The sequence below is a fragment of the Neobacillus rhizophilus genome (genome assembly GCF_018343535.1).
Classification (GTDB): domain Bacteria; phylum Bacillota; class Bacilli; order Bacillales; family Cytobacillaceae; genus Neobacillus; species Neobacillus rhizophilus.
Genome location: NZ_JAGYPF010000001.1, coordinates 1,067,946 through 1,085,553 on the forward strand (window position 1 = coordinate 1,067,946; position 17,608 = coordinate 1,085,553).

Here is a 17,608-nt window from a genome sequence, read left to right on the forward strand (position 1 = left end):
CCTTTCGACAATCACACTCTATAAAAAAAATCCCGAGGGAGTGCCTCGGGATTTTCTTCACCATTACATGAATTCCGCAACTAATTTATCAAAATAATTTTGATCAAGCTCAAGGTCTGCTTGAGTTAATGGAGTTTCTTTGTAGCCATGAACTAATTCTTGGTAGGATTTTTGCTCCGTATTTTGATAAATAAGACCAGTTACTAAGCCTTTATGCTTCATTAATGTTTGCATCGCCGCTTCGCGGTTATGTGGATCATAGCCCTCGATATCGCTAAGCTTAGTAAGATTTTCTTTGAACCAGTCATAAGTGTTTACTTTATTATAAGTTACACATGGGCTGAATACGTTGATTAAAGAGAAGCCCTTGTGATTAATACCAGCTTCAATTAACGCAGTTAAATCTTTCAAATCTGTTGAGAAGCTTTGAGCAACAAATGTTGCACCCACAGTCAGTGCCATTTCCATTGGGGAAATCGCTTGTTCGATGGAACCTGCTGGTGTTGACTTTGTTTTAAAGCCAGCAGCTGAGCGCGGAGAAGTTTGACCTTTTGTTAAACCGTAAATTTGGTTGTCCATAACGATATACGTAACGTCAATGTTACGACGGATTGCATGGATAGTATGACCCATACCAATCGCAAAGCCGTCACCGTCACCGCCGGAAGCGATAACCGTTAAATCGCGGTTAGCCATTTTAACGCCTTGTGCGATTGGCAGTGAACGGCCATGGATTCCATGGAATCCGTATGAATTAATATAACCGGAAATACGACCGGAACAGCCGATACCGGAAACAACCGCTAAATTTTCAGGTTGTAAACCAACGTTTGCAGCAGCACGTTGAATTGCCGCTTGTACAGAGAAGTCGCCACAGCCAGGGCACCAGTTCGGTTTTACATCATTTCTAAAATCTTTAAAAGTGGCCATTTAGAACAACTCCTTTGCTTTTGTATAAACTTCGTGAGGTAAGAATGGATTACCATCATATTTCACATGCTTTACAATCTTGTCTGCATGTCCAACGTTCATTTTTATAATATTAGCCAATTGACCAGTCGCATTATTTTCTAACACGACAACCTTCTTCGCTGATTGAATAAGCGGAAGAACCTCATCAGTTGGGAATGGGTGAATTAAGCGAATATGGGCATGGTTCACTTTTAAACCGTCATTTTCAAGACGTCCCATTGCTTCTTCAATAACACCGCGAGTAGAGTTAAAACCAACGAATAAAACGTCAGCTTCTTCATGCTTCGCATTTTTATATACAGGTGTATTAAAGCGAATATTTTCTAATTTACGCATACGCTTATCCATTTGTGCCAAGCGGTTTGCAGCTGATTCAGATGGTTTACCAGTTTCAGCGTGTTCAACACCTGTTACATGGTGAATACCATTTTTCATACCAGGGATGACACGTGGTGAAACACCATCTTCCGTTACTTCATAACGTTTGAAGTAGCCTTTTGCTTCGATCTCTGGAAGATCGCCAGATAACAGCTTACCACGACGAATTTCAACGTTATCAACGTTTAATGGTTCTACAGTTTGTTTTCCTAAGGATAATTGCAGGTCAGATAATATAATTACCGGAACTTGATATTCTTCAGCAAGGTTGAAAGCTTCTGCTGTATCATAGAAAGCTTCTTCTACTGTACTTGGAGCCATAACGATTTTTGGAATCTCTCCATGTGTTCCATAAATCATGGCCATAAGGTCTGATTGTTCTTGTTTTGTTGGTAATCCTGTTGAAGGACCACCGCGCTGTGTATCAACGATAACTAACGGGACTTCAGTCATACCCGCAAGGCCGATTGCTTCCATTTTCAAAGAAAGGCCAGGGCCTGCAGAGGCAGTAATTGTACGAACACCAGCATAGTTAGCACCAATAGCCATTGTAGCTGCAGCAATTTCGTCTTCTGTTTGAATAACTGTTCCGCCAAGTGCAGGAAGCTTCTTAATTAAGTATTCCATAATCTCAGAAGCAGGTGTAATAGGGTAAGCAGCCATAAAACGGCATCCGCCTGCAATAGCACCTAGGGCAATCGCATCGTTACCGATCATAAACATACGGTGTTTGCCGTCAGCTTTTTCAAGATGCATTGGCTCGACGCCTTGTCCAAGCTTATCTTTCATATTGTCAAAGCCAGCTTTAATGGCATCCATATTCTTTGCAACTACCTGGTCGCCTTTTTTGCCAAAAATTTCACGTACAACTTCCTCAAAGACTTGGATATCCAAATCTAAAACGGCCGCGGTAGCGCCGATTGCAACCATGTTCTTCATTAATGAAGTACCAAGCTCTGTTGCAATTTCCGTAAATGGAACTACAAATAAAGAAGCTTCTGTATCTTCAGGTTTAGTTGGACCAAATTTAGCATCAGCAAGGATTAGTCCTTTGCTGTGAAGTTCTTTGTAGTTTACATCAATTGTTTCTTGGTCAAAAGCGACTAGGATATCAAGATCATCAGAAATAGAACGAACTTCTGTCGTGCTTACTCTGATTTTATTATTCGTATGGCCGCCCTTAATACGTGATGAAAAGTGTCGATAACCATACAAGTAATAACCTAAGCGATTCAGTGCGATTGCAAAGATTTCACCGGTACTCTCAATACCTTCACCTTGTTGTCCGCCAACTTTCCATGAAAGTTGCTTAATCATGACTTACACCCCTTTGGATATGTAAAAGATAATTAAATAAAATCATGTAGATTATAGCACATTTCCGAGTAAACCACTAGAAATTGTGATTTTTAATGCTTTAAAGCCTAAAAACTAGCGTCACGGAGATGTACTAAACGCTTACAATTCTAGACCTATAAAGTAAAAAATGCAACCCTTTGGCTCGAAATAATGTCTAAAATATGAATATTTTTTTATTATTTTAAATTACTTGATTTACCTTCTAAAAATATCAAGAATAAATGGGCAATTACAGTATTTTTAAACAGTTTTGCCAATTCTTCAGCCTTTACGGTTATGCCCCCAGTTTTCCATTTCCAAAACATTCTCTCCTATATCAGAATAGTATTCTTTAATTATGGTAAGCAAACAATGAATTCTCTCAACAAGAACACAAAAATACCTGCTTGTATAAAACAACCAGGCAGATAAAAATTTTGAATTTTTTATACCCACGGCTTTTTTCTACCGCGGTTCTACAATTAATTTTATAGCTGTGCGTTCTTCCCCATCGATTAAAATATCGGTAAACGCAGGGACACAAATCAAGTCAACTCCGCTAGGCGCTACAAATCCTCTTGCAATGGCTACTGCCTTAACGGCTTGATTTAATGCACCCGCACCTATTGCCTGTATTTCTGCTGCACCTCTTTCACGCAGAACTCCGGCAAGTGCACCAGCTACAGAATTAGGATTAGATTTTGCTGAAACTTTTAATATTTCCATTCCTAGCTCCCCCTTGTAATAATCCCGATCCCGCATGAGCAGTTTCATGAATCAATCAGGTATAAAACATTCCACTGCTACTATATTCACGAATCAAATAACATATTCCAGCTTGGACAAAAATAAGGCATATAAAAAGAGCAAACGAGAGTGTTTGCTCCTATGAATACCATGGATGGTCATCATTGATTAAGATTGGTTCAATTTTTTTTGCAAGGCCTGTTTTTTGATCCAGGACCATATGCACTGCGCTTAATTGATTTCTTCCGCCTGTTGTGACTTCAAATCGTACAGGCAGGCTTGTAAGAAACCGTTTCAAGACCGCTTCCCTTTCCACGCCAAGAATACCGTCATACGGGCCCGTCATGCCCACATCAGTTAAATAAGCCGTTCCCCCTGGAAGAATGCGGTTATCGGCTGTTTGGACATGTGTGTGGGTCCCTACAACAGCCGATACCCTTCCGTCTAAATACCAGCCCATGGCCTGCTTTTCACTCGTCACTTCAGCGTGGAAGTCAACGAAGATGAATGGCGTGCGTGTCCGCGCCAATGCAACGAGCTCATCGGCCTTTTGAAACGGGCAATCAATAGGATTCATGAATGTCCTTCCCTGTAAATTAATGACTGCCACTTCAAAGCTGTTTATTTTTAGAAAAATAATTCCTTTACCAGGCGTGTTCTTCGGAAAATTGGCCGGTCGGACTAAATATTTGGCCTGATCGATAAATTCAAATATTTCGCGATTATCCCAGGCATGATTGCCTAATGTTACAGCCTGTGCACCCTGCTCTAAAAATTGCCGGTATATTTTTTCCGTAATTCCCTTACCGCCTGCGGCATTTTCACCATTAATAATCGTTATTTGCGGACGATATTTTTCTTTTAATCTTGGCAGATATTCTTTTACCATATCCCTGCCTGGAGAACCGACGACATCGCCGATAAAAAGTATGTTCATGTTTTTGCCCTTTCGTAAATAAAATGTGTTAATTAGAAGTTTAGCATATTTTTTTATGCAAAAAAATAAAGCGATGCAAAAGCACCGCTTTATTTCGCGTATTCAACAGCCCGAGTTTCACGGATAACTGTTACTTTAATATGACCTGGATAGTCAAGCTCTTCCTCAATTCGCTTCCGGATATCCCGTGCCAGGCGGTGTGCAGCCAAATCATCAATTGCTTCCGGTCTGACCATAATCCGAACCTCACGGCCTGCTTGGATAGCGAAGGATTTCTCAACACCCTCATAGGATTCAGAAATCTCCTCTAGCTTTTCAAGGCGGCGGATGTAGTTTTCAAGAGTTTCACTTCGTGCACCTGGTCTTGCTGCTGACAAGGCATCAGCTGCTGCAACAAGGACCGCAATAATCGATGTTGGTGCGGTATCTCCGTGGTGTGAAGCGATACTGTTGATGACTACCGGATGTTCCTTGTATTTGGTCGCAAGCTCAACACCTATTTCGACATGGCTTCCTTCCACTTCATGGTCAATTGCTTTCCCGATATCGTGGAGAAGTCCGGCACGTCTTGCCAGTGTTTCATCCTGTCCAAGCTCTGCGGCTAATAATCCCGAAAGCTGTGCTACTTCCATTGAGTGTTTTAACACGTTTTGACCGTAGCTTGTACGGAACTTCAGGCGGCCAAGGATTTTGATCAGGTCTGGATGGAGTCCATGAACGCCGACTTCAAAGGTGGTCTGTTCGCCAACTTCACGGATATACTCATCCACTTCGCGGCGTGATTTCTCAACCATTTCCTCAATCCGGGCTGGATGGATGCGTCCGTCTTGAACAAGCTTTTCAAGCGCCAAGCGAGCGGTTTCCCGACGAATAGGATCAAAGCCTGATAGAATGACAGCTTCAGGAGTATCATCAATGATTAAATCAATACCTGTTAACGTTTCAAGCGTACGAATGTTTCGTCCTTCACGTCCAATGATACGGCCCTTCATTTCGTCGTTTGGAAGGTTTACGACTGAGACAGTTGTTTCTGCTACATGGTCAGCTGCGCAACGCTGGATAGCCAAGGAAAGTATTTCTTTCGCTTTCTTATCAGCTTCCTCTTTTGCACGATTTTCGCTTTCCTTAATCATCATCGCGGTTTCATAAGCGAGTTCATTCTCAGTCCGATCTATAATGATCGACTTCGCTTCCTCACGAGTTAAGCCCGAAATTCGTTCGAGTTCTAATTGTTGTGTACGTACCAACTCGTCCACTTTGCTTTCCATCTCTTCAATATGCTGTTGTCTTTGATTTAGAGAATCATCCTTCTTTTCTAGAAGAACTTCACGCTTGTTTAACGTTTCATCCTTCCTGTCTAAATTCTCTTCTCTTTGCAGTAAACGGTTTTCTTGTTTTTGCAGTTCATTTCTTCGTTCACGAACCTCACGTTCTGCTTCAGTACGAAGCTTGTGAATTTCATCCTTTGCCTCTAACAGGGCTTCTTTCTTTAAGGATTCAGCATCGCGTTTTGCATCCTCTAAGATTTGCTCTGCAGCATTATTAGCTCCTGCTATTTTTGCTTCAGCAATGGATCTACGAATAAAATAGCCAACAACGGCACCGACGATAAGGCCAAGCAAAATGGAGATGATAGTAATTAAATCCAATCGTTACACCTCCTCTTGCTATGAACTTTTCTTACATTTTTTTAAGTGTCGGCATGTACATTGTTTAGACTCAACATACAGCAAGCACTAAGGCTTTTTCGCAATGTAATATTTCCAAAAATGTAAAATATACATGTTAATTGTAAATGTGGTGCCAATCATTGTCAAGGTTTAGTCCAATTGGCATTTTGAAATATTTCGAATTTAGTATGACGTGACTGGGAAATGGGCTGTTTTTACAGAAGTACTTTTATGTATATTACTGAATAAAAATGCAATTTGTTTCAAAAAGAGCAAAACCTTTGAGAAAGGCTTTGCTCTTTAAAATTAATCTAGTAGCTCAATTTGATCATCGTCATCCGCTTCGGTGACAGTTTTTTCACCATCCAACCCGTAGTGTTCACGGATTTTTGTTTGGATATCAAGGCGGATATCAGGGTTTTCCTTTAGGAACAGTTTTGCATTTTCCCGGCCCTGTCCGATTCTTTGATCGCTATAAGAATACCAGGAACCACTTTTTTGGACAATTTCTAGTTCCGAACCCATATCGACGATTTCGCCTTCTTTTGAGATGCCTTCTCCATACATAATATCGACTTCAGCTGTACGGAATGGAGGCGCAACTTTGTTCTTAACAACCTTAATTTTTGTCTTGTTACCAACCATTTCAGCGCCTTGCTTAAGGGTTTCAGCACGGCGGACTTCAAGACGGATTGTCGAGTAGAACTTCAAAGCCCTACCACCAGGAGTTGTTTCTGGCATATTCTATAGATTTACCATTTCTATAGCACGGACTATCTCTTCATCTCTACTTAAATTAGAGAGCCTTGCACTTCCGGCAGCAGCCTATCCTCTGCCGTACCCTACTCAGTTAGCTATCTTAATAGCCCCTTTTGGTAGTCTCTACACCTTCCTCACACATATGTAAGGCTCGGCACGGTATTACCCATTTAGTGGCGGGCTTCACCGTTAGCGATGTTTCCATCACACCCCTAGGCAATTGGGTTCACAAGGTATTTTGCATGCTATCACTAGCAAGGGAAACCCAGTGTAAACTCCTTAATCTTTTAATAGATTAAGCAACTACGAGTTGATTTCCGAACATAACTCCGACTTTTTCACGGATTTGGTTGATAAATACTGCAATTGTTTTTGATTTGTTGATTGCACCTGATAGTTTACGGAGAGCTTGAGACATCAAACGGGCTTGTAAACCTACGTGGGCGTCTCCCATTTCACCTTCGATTTCTGCTTTTGGAACTAGGGCAGCTACTGAGTCGATTACGATGATATCAACTGCACCGCTTCGTACCAGTGCTTCAGCGATTTCAAGTGCTTGTTCACCAGTGTCTGGCTGGGATAATAATAGTTCATCAATGTTTACGCCTAATTTTTGGGCATAAGTAGGGTCCAAGGCATGCTCAGCGTCAATAAACGCCGCTTGTCCGCCTTTTGCCTGCACTTCTGCGATTGCGTGAAGGGCTACGGTTGTTTTACCAGATGATTCGGGCAGTATTGTTATACACAAGGCTTTTTATCCTTGCTTCTGGAGGTCACCCTCATCATTACACGCTCTGGTTAGACATGTAACTACAGCTGGTCCATTCCAGCTCAGCTCAGCGTACATATTCTCCCTCAGCTCACTCTGTTAGGGAAGGGACACTCTTGCCGAGATTATATTCTACATATTTATGTAGGTTCACTCGGTACGCGTTACGGTGCTGAATGCTTTTTAATTCATCCAGTTACCTCGGAATTTTCTCATGACCTGAGATGTTTTCCGATTTTGCCCCTTTCAACCTATTGGTTTCCCAATAAGCGGGCGATTTTTCGTTTCACTTTTGGAAAATCAGTATTAACATCATATTCCCAGATTTCATAGACTTTATATCCTAATTCCTCGAAATACCGTTTTTTTATCAGATCTTTTTCAATTGCAAGTTTCTGCATTTCATTAGGAATTGGATAAAGAATCGGATTTCCATGCCAATAATCCCCATTAGCCTCTATAACTATGGTACCAATTACAAAGTCTGCTTTAAAATTAAAATCAGAGCCTAAAAATACTTGTTTTAAATACTTTACACCAAGATCCTTTATAATCTTCTCTACTTTTTGTTCAAGGCTAGTATCTTGACCACTTTTGCGGGCAATTCCAAGTTTATTCAAACGATGTTTAATGGCTTTCGGACTTCTATCCAAAATAAATGCAATTTCCTCAATCGTTTTTCTTGAATATTGCATGAGAAGAGAATCTTCTTTTTCGGACCATTTCGATCCATTAGTTACTAAACCTAATTTAGAAGCTTTAATCATTACTGCTTTAACCGACCGCTTTAATTTTTGAGAAATTTCCTCATAAGTTAACATATCGATATTGGACACTAAAAACTCTATTTCTTCTTCAGTCCAATACTTATCAGGAGGATTCTCAACGATGTGAAAATCATTCCTGTGTAGCCCCAACTTTAATCTTTTTTTTAGAATTGATGAAGGGCTTCTTTCTAAAATACAAGCGATGCTCTCATCACCCATAGTCAAATAATTTTTAATTAAAAATACCTCTTCCTCATTTGACCAGAGTTTAGTTTTTGCAACATAACCTTTTGGATCATATTTACGATATATATTCCTAGCTTGTTCTCTTGTAATATGATACCTTTCAGCAATTTCCTGATAAGTTAATTTTGATGAAAGAATCTCTTTAATTGTCGATTGGTCAAGGCAAAGCTTCTCATTCTTATTTAACTTTAATTTGGCTCTTTTTCTTTCAATTGCATCCTTCGTTCTTGATAAATAGTTCCCAATCTCTTGGTCAGTCATAGTTAAGAAGTTATTAATCAGGAAATCAATCTCATCATCTGTCCATTTTCTTGAAATATGTGTCATGATTATTCTCCTTTATTAATTAATAGGAGAAAGCATTCCATCAGCTAACGATATCATTCACCATAAATTTCAATTATTCTTCCCCGTGGATATCCACCTACACCAAGTGCTACGTCAAGTGCTAGGGAGCCGCTTGGTACTGTGGAAATCCTTGTTTCCTGCTGCTCTCCCATTTTCATGATGGAACCTTTACCGAATTGTTTCTCTATTTGCTTTAGCGCCATTTCTAAGGCGGCCTTTCGGTCACTCACAAATAGTTCCTCCTTTTTATTTATAAATTTAAATTATTGCTGGAATCTATTAATTGAAACCTATTAATAATATAACCTCTTTTGGGCAATTTGTCGAGGAAAAACACGAACATCTATTCGACCTATTTCTAAGTAATTTATGTAAGGAAAAATACAATTACACTTGAGAAAATTTATTTTTCATAATGGTTTATGAATAAACAAAGGAAATTCACTAATTGTCAGAAAACTATAAAATGACTAGAGTTCACTCGTATTTTTACCAATGCAAGCCTTCAACCAGCTTACTAGGTAATATTGCCTTTCTATTTTTACCACTGCCCCCTCACTCAGACCAAACGGGTAAAATAACCCCTCTATTTTTACCGTTGCCCATCTCCTTCAGGTCAAACGGGTAAAATAATCGCTCTATTTTTACCGTTGCCCATCTCCTTCACGTTCAACGGGTAAAATAACCCCTCTATTTTTACCGTTGCCTTTCTCCTTCACGTCAAACGGGTAAAATAATCGCTTCATTTTTACCGTTGTCCATCTCCTTCACGTCAAACAGGTAAAATAATCGCTCTATTTTTACCGTTGCCCATCTCCTTCACGTTCAACGGGTAAAATAACCCCTCTATTTTTACCATTGCCCATCTCCCTCACGTCAAACGGGTAAAATAATCGCTCTATTTTTACCACTAGTTCCTCAACAGCACCTTTACGGGAAAAATACATCACTAATTTTTACCATTTTTGCCTATCAAGCGCCTCTCAGGGAAATAAACCCTTCATGAAAACATTCTCCGCCCTTCACAAACCTTCGAAAAACAAAAAAACCACAAAACACCTAAACGGTATCCTGTGGTTTAGCTTTTAATAACTTTAATAGATAATAACACCCAAATTTAACAGCCCTCACCCTGTTTGCGGCCCTTCCACCGGCAAGAGTTAATTTTTCTACGACCGTCGGCTTACCAGCAACAGCCATCCCAATATAAACCGTCCCAACCGGTTTCCCTTCCAGTTCATCCGGTCCGGCCACACCGGTAAAGCTAATTCCGATATCAGTCCCAAAAATCCGAGCCGAATTTTCCGCCAGCTCACGGGCACATTCTTCACTTACAGCCCCATGCTGATCAAGCGTTTCCTGCCTAACTCCGACAACATCCCGCTTAATTTCATTGGCATAACATACAACGCCGCCTTTGAATACAGAGCTTGCTCCAGAAATCGAGGTAATCTCCTGCTGGAACAGCCCGCCTGTTAAACTCTCAGCTGCTGTAATGGTTAATTGCCGAGCCTTTAATACCTTAGTCAGTTCTTCTAACAACGAGGAGCCACCATATCCATAAATAAATTGTCCGACCCTCCCGCGAATCTCAGCCTCAACTTCATCCAGCATTGCCTCAGCAGCCGCAGTATCCAAGTGCTTTGCAGTCAAGCGCAACGTCACTTCCCCATCACCTGCAAGCGGCGCAATCGTCGGGTTGCTTTGAGCATCAATCAAATCGATAATTTCTGTTTCCAGGGCCGCCTCGCCAATCCCAAAAAAGCGCAGCACTCGGGAAACAATTTGTTCCGTCGAGCCGGTTGCCGAAGCAAGCGCCTGTCTGCCATAGCGGGAAAACATCGGCTCCATTTCCTTTGGAGGTCCTGGCAGGAGCATATAAATATGACCGCCCGTTTTCATCACCATACCCGGAGCCATGCCAAAGTCATTCGGCAAAACTTCAGATCCCTTCAAAACCAATGCCTGTTTCCTGTTATTCTCCGTCATTACCCGGTTAGTTCGTTTGAAATAATCCTCAATCGATTCTAATGCCGTTTCATCATGCGCAAGTTCTGTACCAATATGGCGGGCAATTGTTTCCTTCGTTAAATCATCCTTGGTCGGTCCCAGTCCGCCAGTAAAAATAATGATTTCCGAACGCTTCTCGGCTATGTCAATCGCTGCCTTCAGCCTGTCAGGGTTATCGCCAACCACCGTATGAAAATATACATCCACTCCGAGCTCAGCTAATTGCTGAGATAGAAATCGTGCATTCGTATTCACAATCTGCCCGAGTAAAAGCTCTGAGCCAACTGCAATAATCTCAGCATTCACATCTATCGCCCCTTCCAAATCAAAGTTTACTTCGAATTCTTCAGCACATGGCTATTTTTCGCAAAATAATCCCATCCTGACCAAATCGTGAAAAACATCGCGACCCACAATGCCAGAATATCAAAGCGGAAAGGAAACAGCGCAAAAATAATGTTATGTAATAGTAAAGCGGAAATCGCAATAATTTGTGTCCAGGTTTTAATTTTTCCAAGCATATTGGCTGCGACAACCTCTCCTTCTCCTGCAAGCAGGAGGCGGAGACCTGTGACAGCAAATTCCCGGCTGATGATGATGATGACAATCCAGGACGGGGCATATCCAAGTTCCACAAGAACAATCAAAGCAGCTGAAACAAGCAACTTATCGGCAAGCGGATCGAGAAATTTGCCCATGTTGGTTACAAGGTTATACTTACGGGCATAATGGCCATCTACCCAGTCAGTCGTGGAGGCTAAAATAAAAATCAGCGCCCCGACAAAATGTGTAACAGGCATGTCCGCCCCAAGCAAGGACATTTGTCCCCAATCAAAAGGAACCAACATAATAATCATAAATATCGGGATTAAAAATATTCTTGAAACGGTAATTCTATTTGGTATATTCATCAAAATTTCCTCCTAAAAAACCAGCGTGCTTTAAGTGCACTATAAAATACACGCCAAAAATAGCCATCGAAAGGATGACTATTGTTGGGTCTTCGGAACATATTGGATCGTAATGTCCTGACGAACCTTCTCAGTTGGTGCGACTGCATACTCGATCTTTTGATCATTTACATAAATATCGGCATCCAACGTTCTTCCAATCGTGATGACAGCTTCTGTTTCCGCTGATAAATCAATAGTCTGGGATTCAACTCCGCCTGCTTGCAGTGTTCCGGAATAGAAAGATTTTCCTTTGCCATTCCTTACACTAACCCAGGACACGCCACGCGATACAATCTTGACGACGAATTTATCCGCATTATTCACTGAATAAGTCGAATTTCTTCCACTGGTTTGTACCACTGATAAAACTTGCTTCGGGGGTTCCTCCACAGGTGTTTTAGCTTCTTCCTTTTTTGGTTCTTCCTTAGCAATCTCTTTTTTCTTTTTTTCTTCCTTCGCCTTTTCCTCGGCTTGAGCTTTTTCAAGCTGTGCGTTCTTGACTAATTTTACCTGTTCATTATCCTTGTTCGTTGATTGATTTGAATCTGTACCCGCATTCGTAGCGAAAAAATAATATAAAAGACTAGCAATACCAATGACGAAAACACCAATTAACACCTTTGGCAGCACATCAAAAATTTTCGAATTTCCTTGTGAAATTTTCTTGTGCGTAGTTACTCTTGATAATTGCTGCGGCAGTTCATCGCTATAAGAAGCCGGGATTTCACTTTTATACGTTTCAAAAAGCTCTTCGGGATTTAGATTTAAGGCTTCTGCATATTGCTTAATAAATGCCCGCACATAGAAATTTCCGGGCATGGCTGAATAGTTGCCTTCCTCAATTCCAACTAAATAACGCTTTTGGATTTTTGTCATAGACTGCAAATCATCAAGACTCAAACCTTTGGCTAAACGGGCTTCTTTTAATCGATTCCCTAATTCAGTCACCGTTAACACCTTCCAATTTTTTAAAAATCAAAATCTCCAAAATCCGATCCGGAGAACATATTGTGTTGATCAACTACCTCATATGTAATTTCTTCGTCAGCGTGATTCCTTAACTCAATAATATAATCAAAATCATCAAGCGTATACTCGGAGTTTTGGACGAAAATATCCGGATGCTCAATCACCTTTACAGAAGGGAGACGCATAATTTCACGGACTAGCTGCCAATGCCGCTCATTTGCCCTGCGGGTCGAAACAATGCCATCAAGAATAAACAGATTATTTGCATTGTATTCGTCTTCGATTAGCTGATTACGGATCGTTTGCTTAAGCAGGGTTGATGAGACGAACAGCCAGCGCTTATTGGCACAAACGCTTGCGGCAACCAGTGATTCCGTTTTACCGACACGTGGCATGCCGCGAATGCCAATCAGCTTGTGGCCTTCCTCCTTAAATATTTCTGCCATAAAATCCACTAAAACCCCAAGCTCGCTTCTGATGAATCGGAACGTTTTTTTATCATCTGCATCCCGTTGTATATAGCGGCCATGTCTGACAGCAAGACGGTCCCGCAGTTTTGGTTCTCTTAATTTTATTAGTTTTATTGTGTCCATTGTATTTAAAATTGACTCAAGACGTTTAATTTGATCATCATCTTTTGCCAGTATAAGCAAGCCGCGTCTTCCTTCATCGACACCATTAATAGTTACAATATTAATAGCAAGCATTCCTAAGAGGGATGAAATATCACCTAACAAACCCGGACGGTTTTTTGTAATTTCATATTCTAGATACCATTCTTTCTTCATGCTTTAACCCCCATTTAGGATATCAATCATTTTCTGTTTCATAACGCCCTAAACCTTATCATAAATGATTTTGATAGAAGATGAAAGAAAAAACATGTCCAAATAGTAATTAATATCTATCAAAAAAGAGAGGAGATTTCTCCTCTCTTTACACACTATTGTTTTACAAGCTTAACCATTACGTTGGCAATGGCTTGCTGCTCCTGTGGATCAGCAACTGACCACATATCGGAAAGAACTCTTTCTTGCTCATTCTTTGGATCAACGTTCCTTGCCAGATAGTCACCAATTTGGTAAGCAATGGTGTTGATTGCTCCTTCACTCATTCCTTGAGATTGTGCGTTGTTTAGGCGATCCCCAAGGAAGTCCTGCCATTGTTTCCAGTTATCTAAAACAGACATAATTTTGCCTCCTTTTAAGATGGTACAAGTATATTTTGCAAAGCGGAGGCAATTTCTATACATCCTGAAAATATGAATTTTTAGGTATACCAGCCGCCATTGATGGCAAGCACCTGGCCTGTCATATAACTGGAATCATCAGATAAAAGGAAGGCTGTGCCCTTAGCAATTTCTTCGGCCTGCCCCAGCCTGCCCATCGGAATTTCAAAGGCAATTCTTTCGGTTTCTTCCTCCGAAAAACCGGCCATCATCGGCGTATCTATCGCCCCAGGAGCGATGGCATTCACACGAATTCCATTTAATGCAACTTCCTTGCTTAAGGCCTTCACAAAGGAAATCTGCGCTCCTTTTGCGGCAGAATAGGCAACTTCACAGGCAGCACCAGTCTGTCCCCAAATTGATGTGATTACCACAATATTTCCTGATTTTTTACTGATTAGTTTTGGCAGAAGTTCTTTTGTCAGCATTAAGGGACTTAATACATGGACATTCATGAGTGCCATCGCTTCGTCCAGCTTTAAATCCATTAACAATCCATATTGCCCCATTCCTCCGCAATGTACAATCGCATCCAGCGAATAGATTTGCGAGCTAACCTTTAAATAACCTTCCGGCACAGCCAAATCGGCATGAATCGGTATGTACTCCCCCTTAAAGGGGGAAAGCTTGTTCAGCAACTCTTTAATCGATTCTTCATTTTGATTGTAATGCAAGTAAAGATGATAGCCTTTTTCTGCCAATTGGTAAGCAACCGCCTGGCCAATTCCTCCGCTCGCTCCCGTAATAAGAACATATTTATGCATATTGTTCACTCTCTCTTTAAATAAGGAGGCCAGATCCCTAGGGGGCAGGCCTCTGGATTTCTATTGTTTATTTTTGGGCACGACCTGGCAGACTGAAATCCGCTCGTCGGCAATTACTTCCGAAGCCAGTGACTGAACGTCTGTCAGAGTGATTTTTTCAAGTGTTGGCACGACATCAAATAGGTTCATGTCGTTAAAGGCGTAGCGGGTAAATTGGTTTGCGATATATTCAGGAGAGTTGACCGCCCTCAGGAATGCACCAATTTTCTTTTTCTTAGCCCTTTCTAGCTGTTCTTCGGTAAATGTTTGGACACCCTTTGCATCCAACAGGATTTTTTGGATTCTGTCTGCTAGTTGGTCCGGATTATTCGTATCGCCGCCGATCATCGCAAAGCCAAAGCCCTGCTCCTGCGTATAATCGAAGGAGAATGATTCATCGACCAATCCGTCATTATATAGCTTGTAATAGTTTTCAGAGCTCTTCCCAAATAGTAAATCAAGGAGCACATTCATGGTTAACTCATTTTTTAACATTTCCGGGCCTTGCTGATCCACGTGCAGCGCCTTAATACCAACCAAGCATTTTGATGTTTGCACATTCATTTGCAAAACCTGTTTTTTCTCCGCTGCCTTTAGGGGTTCCTCTTCGAACTTCCGCTTAATTTCAGGCATTTCCTTATAGTCCTTCTTAGCCTGATTGTCTTTTACCTGTTTCATGATTTTGTCCGGGTCAACCGCTCCAACAATAAACAAAAGCATGTTGCTTGGGTGATAAAAAGTATTATAGCACTCATACAGCCATTCTTTTGTGATTTCGGAAATGGACTCAATTGTTCCCGCAATGTCAATTTTGACGGGATGGTTTTGGAATAGATTTTCGATGATCCCGAAATATAAGCGCCAATCTGGGTTATCGTCATACATCGTGATTTCTTGCCCAATGATGCCTTTCTCTTTTTCCACTGTTTTGTCAGAGAAATATGGGTCCTGAACAAAATCCACCAATGTTTCTAAGTTTTTTTCAACATCTGAGGTGCTCGAAAACAAATAGGCAGTCCGTGTAAATGATGTAAAGGCGTTGGCCGATGCTCCCTGTTTGCTGAATTGCTGAAAGACATCGCCATCTTCTTTTTCAAACAGCTTATGCTCCAAAAAATGGGCAATCCCATCAGGAACCTTGACAAATTCGTCTTTTCCCAAAGGCACAAACGTATTATCAACCGAACCGTACTTAGTTGTAAAGGTTGCATAGGTTTTATTAAAGCCTTTTTTCGGTAAGATGTAGACATGTAAGCCGTTTGACATTTTCTCGTGATAAAGCTCTTCTTGAAGCTGGTCAAAGCTGATTTTCTCCATTACTTGCCCGCCTCCGTTCCTGTTAAGAAATAAATGGTATCAAGGTTGATCTTATTAGCCACTGCGATAATTTCTTCTTTGGTTATTTTCTGCATATCAGTAATCCATGATTCGAGCTTAATATCTTGGTTTGCAACGACGTTATGATATAGAAGCTCGAGTAACCCCCGCGATGTATCAATGGTTTCAAGAATTTGGTTGCGAATGACGGCTTTAGTTTGAACTAGCTCGGCGTCCGTGAAGTCCCCCTTTTGCATTGCTTCCATTTGCTCGCGAATGATTTTAACAGCCTGATCATAATTTTTATTATCGATACCCGACATGACCATCATTAAACCCTTATGGCTTTCAAGCCGGCTGGCTGCATAATAGGCGAGACTTGCCTTTTCCCGGACATTGATAAACAGTTTCGAATGGGCAAAGCCGCCAAAAATGCCGTTAAAAACCTGCAATGCAAAATAATCGGGATTGCCAAAGACGATATTTGTTCGGTAACCCATATTTAATTTTCCTTGTTTGACATCTTGAACTTCCTTAACCTCATTTACTTCTCTTCTGTTTTGAACCTCAGTAGCGGAAGCCTTTTGTGGAGTGCGATTTTCAAATTGCAGAAGCCCTTCTGCAATAGTCTTCACTTCTTCTTCTTTTACATCGCCAATCACGTAAAGATCCATTTCATCCTCATTAAAGGCTCTCTGGAAATATTCGAATAAGTTTTCAGGAGAAATTGCATCGACTGCTTCAGCCTCGCCATTAACCTCTAGAGCATACTGCTCCCCTTTGCACATTTCCTGAATGAGGCGGACATTGGAGTAGCGCATTTTATCATCATACACTGATTGAATTCTTTGCTTTTGTGTGCGTTTTTCTTTTTCAACTGTTTCCTTATCAAACGCCTGACCGGAGACATTGGGCTTCGTCAAAATTTCTGCCAATAATTCAAAGCCCTTTTTCAATAAAGGACTAGGGTCGGTCAAGAATTTTTCATTTGCAATTTCTATCAGAAAGCTGACAATATGATACTCGCCCTTTTTTCCTAAATCGACATAAAGAGTAGCTCCGTATAGATCATCCAAATAGGAACGGAGCTGTGTCGTCGTTGGATATTTGGCAGAACTAGACTGCAGCACATAGGGCAAAAGCGCTCTTTTCGTGACATCCTCATTTGACAATGGCGCTTTCATTCTCCAGACCAGAGTATTCGTTTTATATTTATCAGTTTCAACAACATGGAGTTTATAGCCTTGCATTTGCGTTATTTTTTCAACGACTGCTTCCATTTATCTTCCTCCTGTCTGTTAAAGGGTCTTAACATATGATATGAAAACATTTTTCTTTATATTTTTTCCTTTCATATAAAACCTATACTATAAAACCTGTACAATTCAAGCTTAAAA

At 40.9% G+C, this 17,608-nt stretch carries 15 protein-coding genes and 2 pseudogenes; all 17 read right to left on the reverse strand.

The genetic code is table 11. The annotated features are described in order from the left end of the window. Positions 1 to 63 precede the first annotated feature (63 nt). The gene (locus KHA99_RS04945; protein ID WP_213116290.1) at positions 64 to 930 is read right to left on the reverse strand and encodes a 2-oxoacid:ferredoxin oxidoreductase subunit beta; all 867 of its coding nucleotides are present in this window, start codon (positions 928 to 930) and stop codon (positions 64 to 66) included. Then, positions 931 to 2,667: a 2-oxoacid:acceptor oxidoreductase subunit alpha gene (locus tag KHA99_RS04950; protein WP_213116291.1), complete on the reverse strand. Its 1,737-nt coding sequence runs from the start codon at positions 2,665 to 2,667 to the stop codon at positions 931 to 933. A gap of 486 nt (positions 2,668 to 3,153) precedes the next feature. Next, the gene (gene spoVS / locus KHA99_RS04955; RefSeq protein ID WP_038541258.1) at positions 3,154 to 3,414 is read right to left on the reverse strand and encodes a stage V sporulation protein SpoVS; all 261 of its coding nucleotides are present in this window, start codon (positions 3,412 to 3,414) and stop codon (positions 3,154 to 3,156) included. Positions 3,415 to 3,574: 160 nt separating this feature from the next. Then, positions 3,575 to 4,372: a TIGR00282 family metallophosphoesterase gene (locus tag KHA99_RS04960; protein WP_213116292.1), complete on the reverse strand. Its 798-nt coding sequence runs from the start codon at positions 4,370 to 4,372 to the stop codon at positions 3,575 to 3,577. Between the two features lie 89 nt (positions 4,373 to 4,461). Continuing rightward, on the reverse strand, positions 4,462 to 6,021 hold the full coding sequence (rny, locus tag KHA99_RS04965; protein ID WP_213116293.1) for a ribonuclease Y: 1,560 nt from the start codon (positions 6,019 to 6,021) through the stop codon (positions 4,462 to 4,464). Positions 6,022 to 6,348: 327 nt separating this feature from the next. Further along, positions 6,349 to 6,783 carry a recombinase RecA family protein gene (locus KHA99_RS04970; RefSeq protein WP_372447569.1) on the reverse strand — a complete coding sequence of 145 codons (435 nt, stop codon included), beginning with the start codon at positions 6,781 to 6,783 and terminating at the stop codon, positions 6,349 to 6,351. A 331-nt stretch (positions 6,784 to 7,114) separates the two neighbouring features. Beyond that, positions 7,115 to 7,531 (reverse strand): annotated as a pseudogene (locus KHA99_RS04975) (recombinase RecA family protein); the annotation flags it as partial. A 290-nt stretch (positions 7,532 to 7,821) separates the two neighbouring features. Beyond that, positions 7,822 to 8,910, reverse strand: a complete 1,089-nt coding sequence (locus tag KHA99_RS04980; protein WP_213116294.1) for a PDDEXK family nuclease — start codon at positions 8,908 to 8,910, stop codon at positions 7,822 to 7,824. Positions 8,911 to 8,969: 59 nt separating this feature from the next. Then, a pseudogene (locus KHA99_RS04985) lies at positions 8,970 to 9,161 on the reverse strand (recombinase RecA); the annotation flags it as partial. An 829-nt stretch (positions 9,162 to 9,990) separates the two neighbouring features. Beyond that, on the reverse strand, positions 9,991 to 11,247 hold the full coding sequence (locus KHA99_RS04990) for a competence/damage-inducible protein A (RefSeq protein ID WP_213116295.1): 1,257 nt from the start codon (positions 11,245 to 11,247) through the stop codon (positions 9,991 to 9,993). 26 nt (positions 11,248 to 11,273) lie between these two features. After that, entirely contained in the window at positions 11,274 to 11,852 is a 579-nt protein-coding gene (pgsA, locus tag KHA99_RS04995) for a CDP-diacylglycerol--glycerol-3-phosphate 3-phosphatidyltransferase (protein WP_213116296.1), read from the reverse strand. Positions 11,853 to 11,930: 78 nt separating this feature from the next. Then, the gene (locus KHA99_RS05000; protein WP_213116297.1) at positions 11,931 to 12,842 is read right to left on the reverse strand and encodes a helix-turn-helix domain-containing protein; all 912 of its coding nucleotides are present in this window, start codon (positions 12,840 to 12,842) and stop codon (positions 11,931 to 11,933) included. Positions 12,843 to 12,862: 20 nt separating this feature from the next. Continuing rightward, positions 12,863 to 13,651 (reverse strand): DUF3388 domain-containing protein, encoded by a 789-nt coding sequence (locus tag KHA99_RS05005; protein ID WP_213116298.1) that lies wholly within the window; start codon positions 13,649 to 13,651, stop codon positions 12,863 to 12,865. 155 nt (positions 13,652 to 13,806) lie between these two features. After that, positions 13,807 to 14,052 carry a DUF3243 domain-containing protein gene (locus KHA99_RS05010; RefSeq protein WP_213116299.1) on the reverse strand — a complete coding sequence of 82 codons (246 nt, stop codon included), beginning with the start codon at positions 14,050 to 14,052 and terminating at the stop codon, positions 13,807 to 13,809. Between the two features lie 80 nt (positions 14,053 to 14,132). Then, a complete protein-coding gene (gene ymfI, locus KHA99_RS05015) occupies positions 14,133 to 14,855 on the reverse strand; it encodes an elongation factor P 5-aminopentanone reductase (RefSeq protein ID WP_213116300.1) in 723 nt (240 codons plus the stop codon). Between the two features lie 60 nt (positions 14,856 to 14,915). Continuing rightward, positions 14,916 to 16,211: an EF-P 5-aminopentanol modification-associated protein YfmH gene (gene yfmH, locus KHA99_RS05020; protein ID WP_213116301.1), complete on the reverse strand. Its 1,296-nt coding sequence runs from the start codon at positions 16,209 to 16,211 to the stop codon at positions 14,916 to 14,918. Then, positions 16,211 to 17,491 carry an EF-P 5-aminopentanol modification-associated protein YfmF gene (gene yfmF / locus KHA99_RS05025; protein ID WP_213116302.1) on the reverse strand — a complete coding sequence of 427 codons (1,281 nt, stop codon included), beginning with the start codon at positions 17,489 to 17,491 and terminating at the stop codon, positions 16,211 to 16,213. The genes yfmH and yfmF overlap by 1 nt, the downstream gene beginning before the upstream one ends. Positions 17,492 to 17,608 lie beyond the last annotated feature (117 nt).

Coding starts and splice junctions, on each gene's coding strand:
- KHA99_RS05010 (WP_213116299.1), bottom strand. CDS start 14,052: ATGTCTGTTTTAGATAACTGGAAACAATGGCAGGACTTCCTTGGGGAT.
- KHA99_RS05005 (WP_213116298.1), bottom strand. CDS start 13,651: ATGAAGAAAGAATGGTATCTAGAATATGAAATTACAAAAAACCGTCCG.
- pgsA (WP_213116296.1), bottom strand. CDS start 11,852: ATGAATATACCAAATAGAATTACCGTTTCAAGAATATTTTTAATCCCG.
- spoVS (WP_038541258.1), bottom strand. CDS start 3,414: ATGGAAATATTAAAAGTTTCAGCAAAATCTAATCCTAATTCTGTAGCT.
- ymfI (WP_213116300.1), bottom strand. CDS start 14,855: ATGCATAAATATGTTCTTATTACGGGAGCGAGCGGAGGAATTGGCCAG.
- KHA99_RS04980 (WP_213116294.1), bottom strand. CDS start 8,910: ATGACACATATTTCAAGAAAATGGACAGATGATGAGATTGATTTCCTG.
- KHA99_RS04945 (WP_213116290.1), bottom strand. CDS start 930: ATGGCCACTTTTAAAGATTTTAGAAATGATGTAAAACCGAACTGGTGC.
- KHA99_RS04950 (WP_213116291.1), bottom strand. CDS start 2,667: ATGATTAAGCAACTTTCATGGAAAGTTGGCGGACAACAAGGTGAAGGT.
- KHA99_RS04960 (WP_213116292.1), bottom strand. CDS start 4,372: ATGAACATACTTTTTATCGGCGATGTCGTCGGTTCTCCAGGCAGGGAT.
- KHA99_RS04970 (WP_372447569.1), bottom strand. CDS start 6,783: ATGCCAGAAACAACTCCTGGTGGTAGGGCTTTGAAGTTCTACTCGACA.
- yfmF (WP_213116302.1), bottom strand. CDS start 17,491: ATGGAAGCAGTCGTTGAAAAAATAACGCAAATGCAAGGCTATAAACTC.
- yfmH (WP_213116301.1), bottom strand. CDS start 16,211: ATGGAGAAAATCAGCTTTGACCAGCTTCAAGAAGAGCTTTATCACGAG.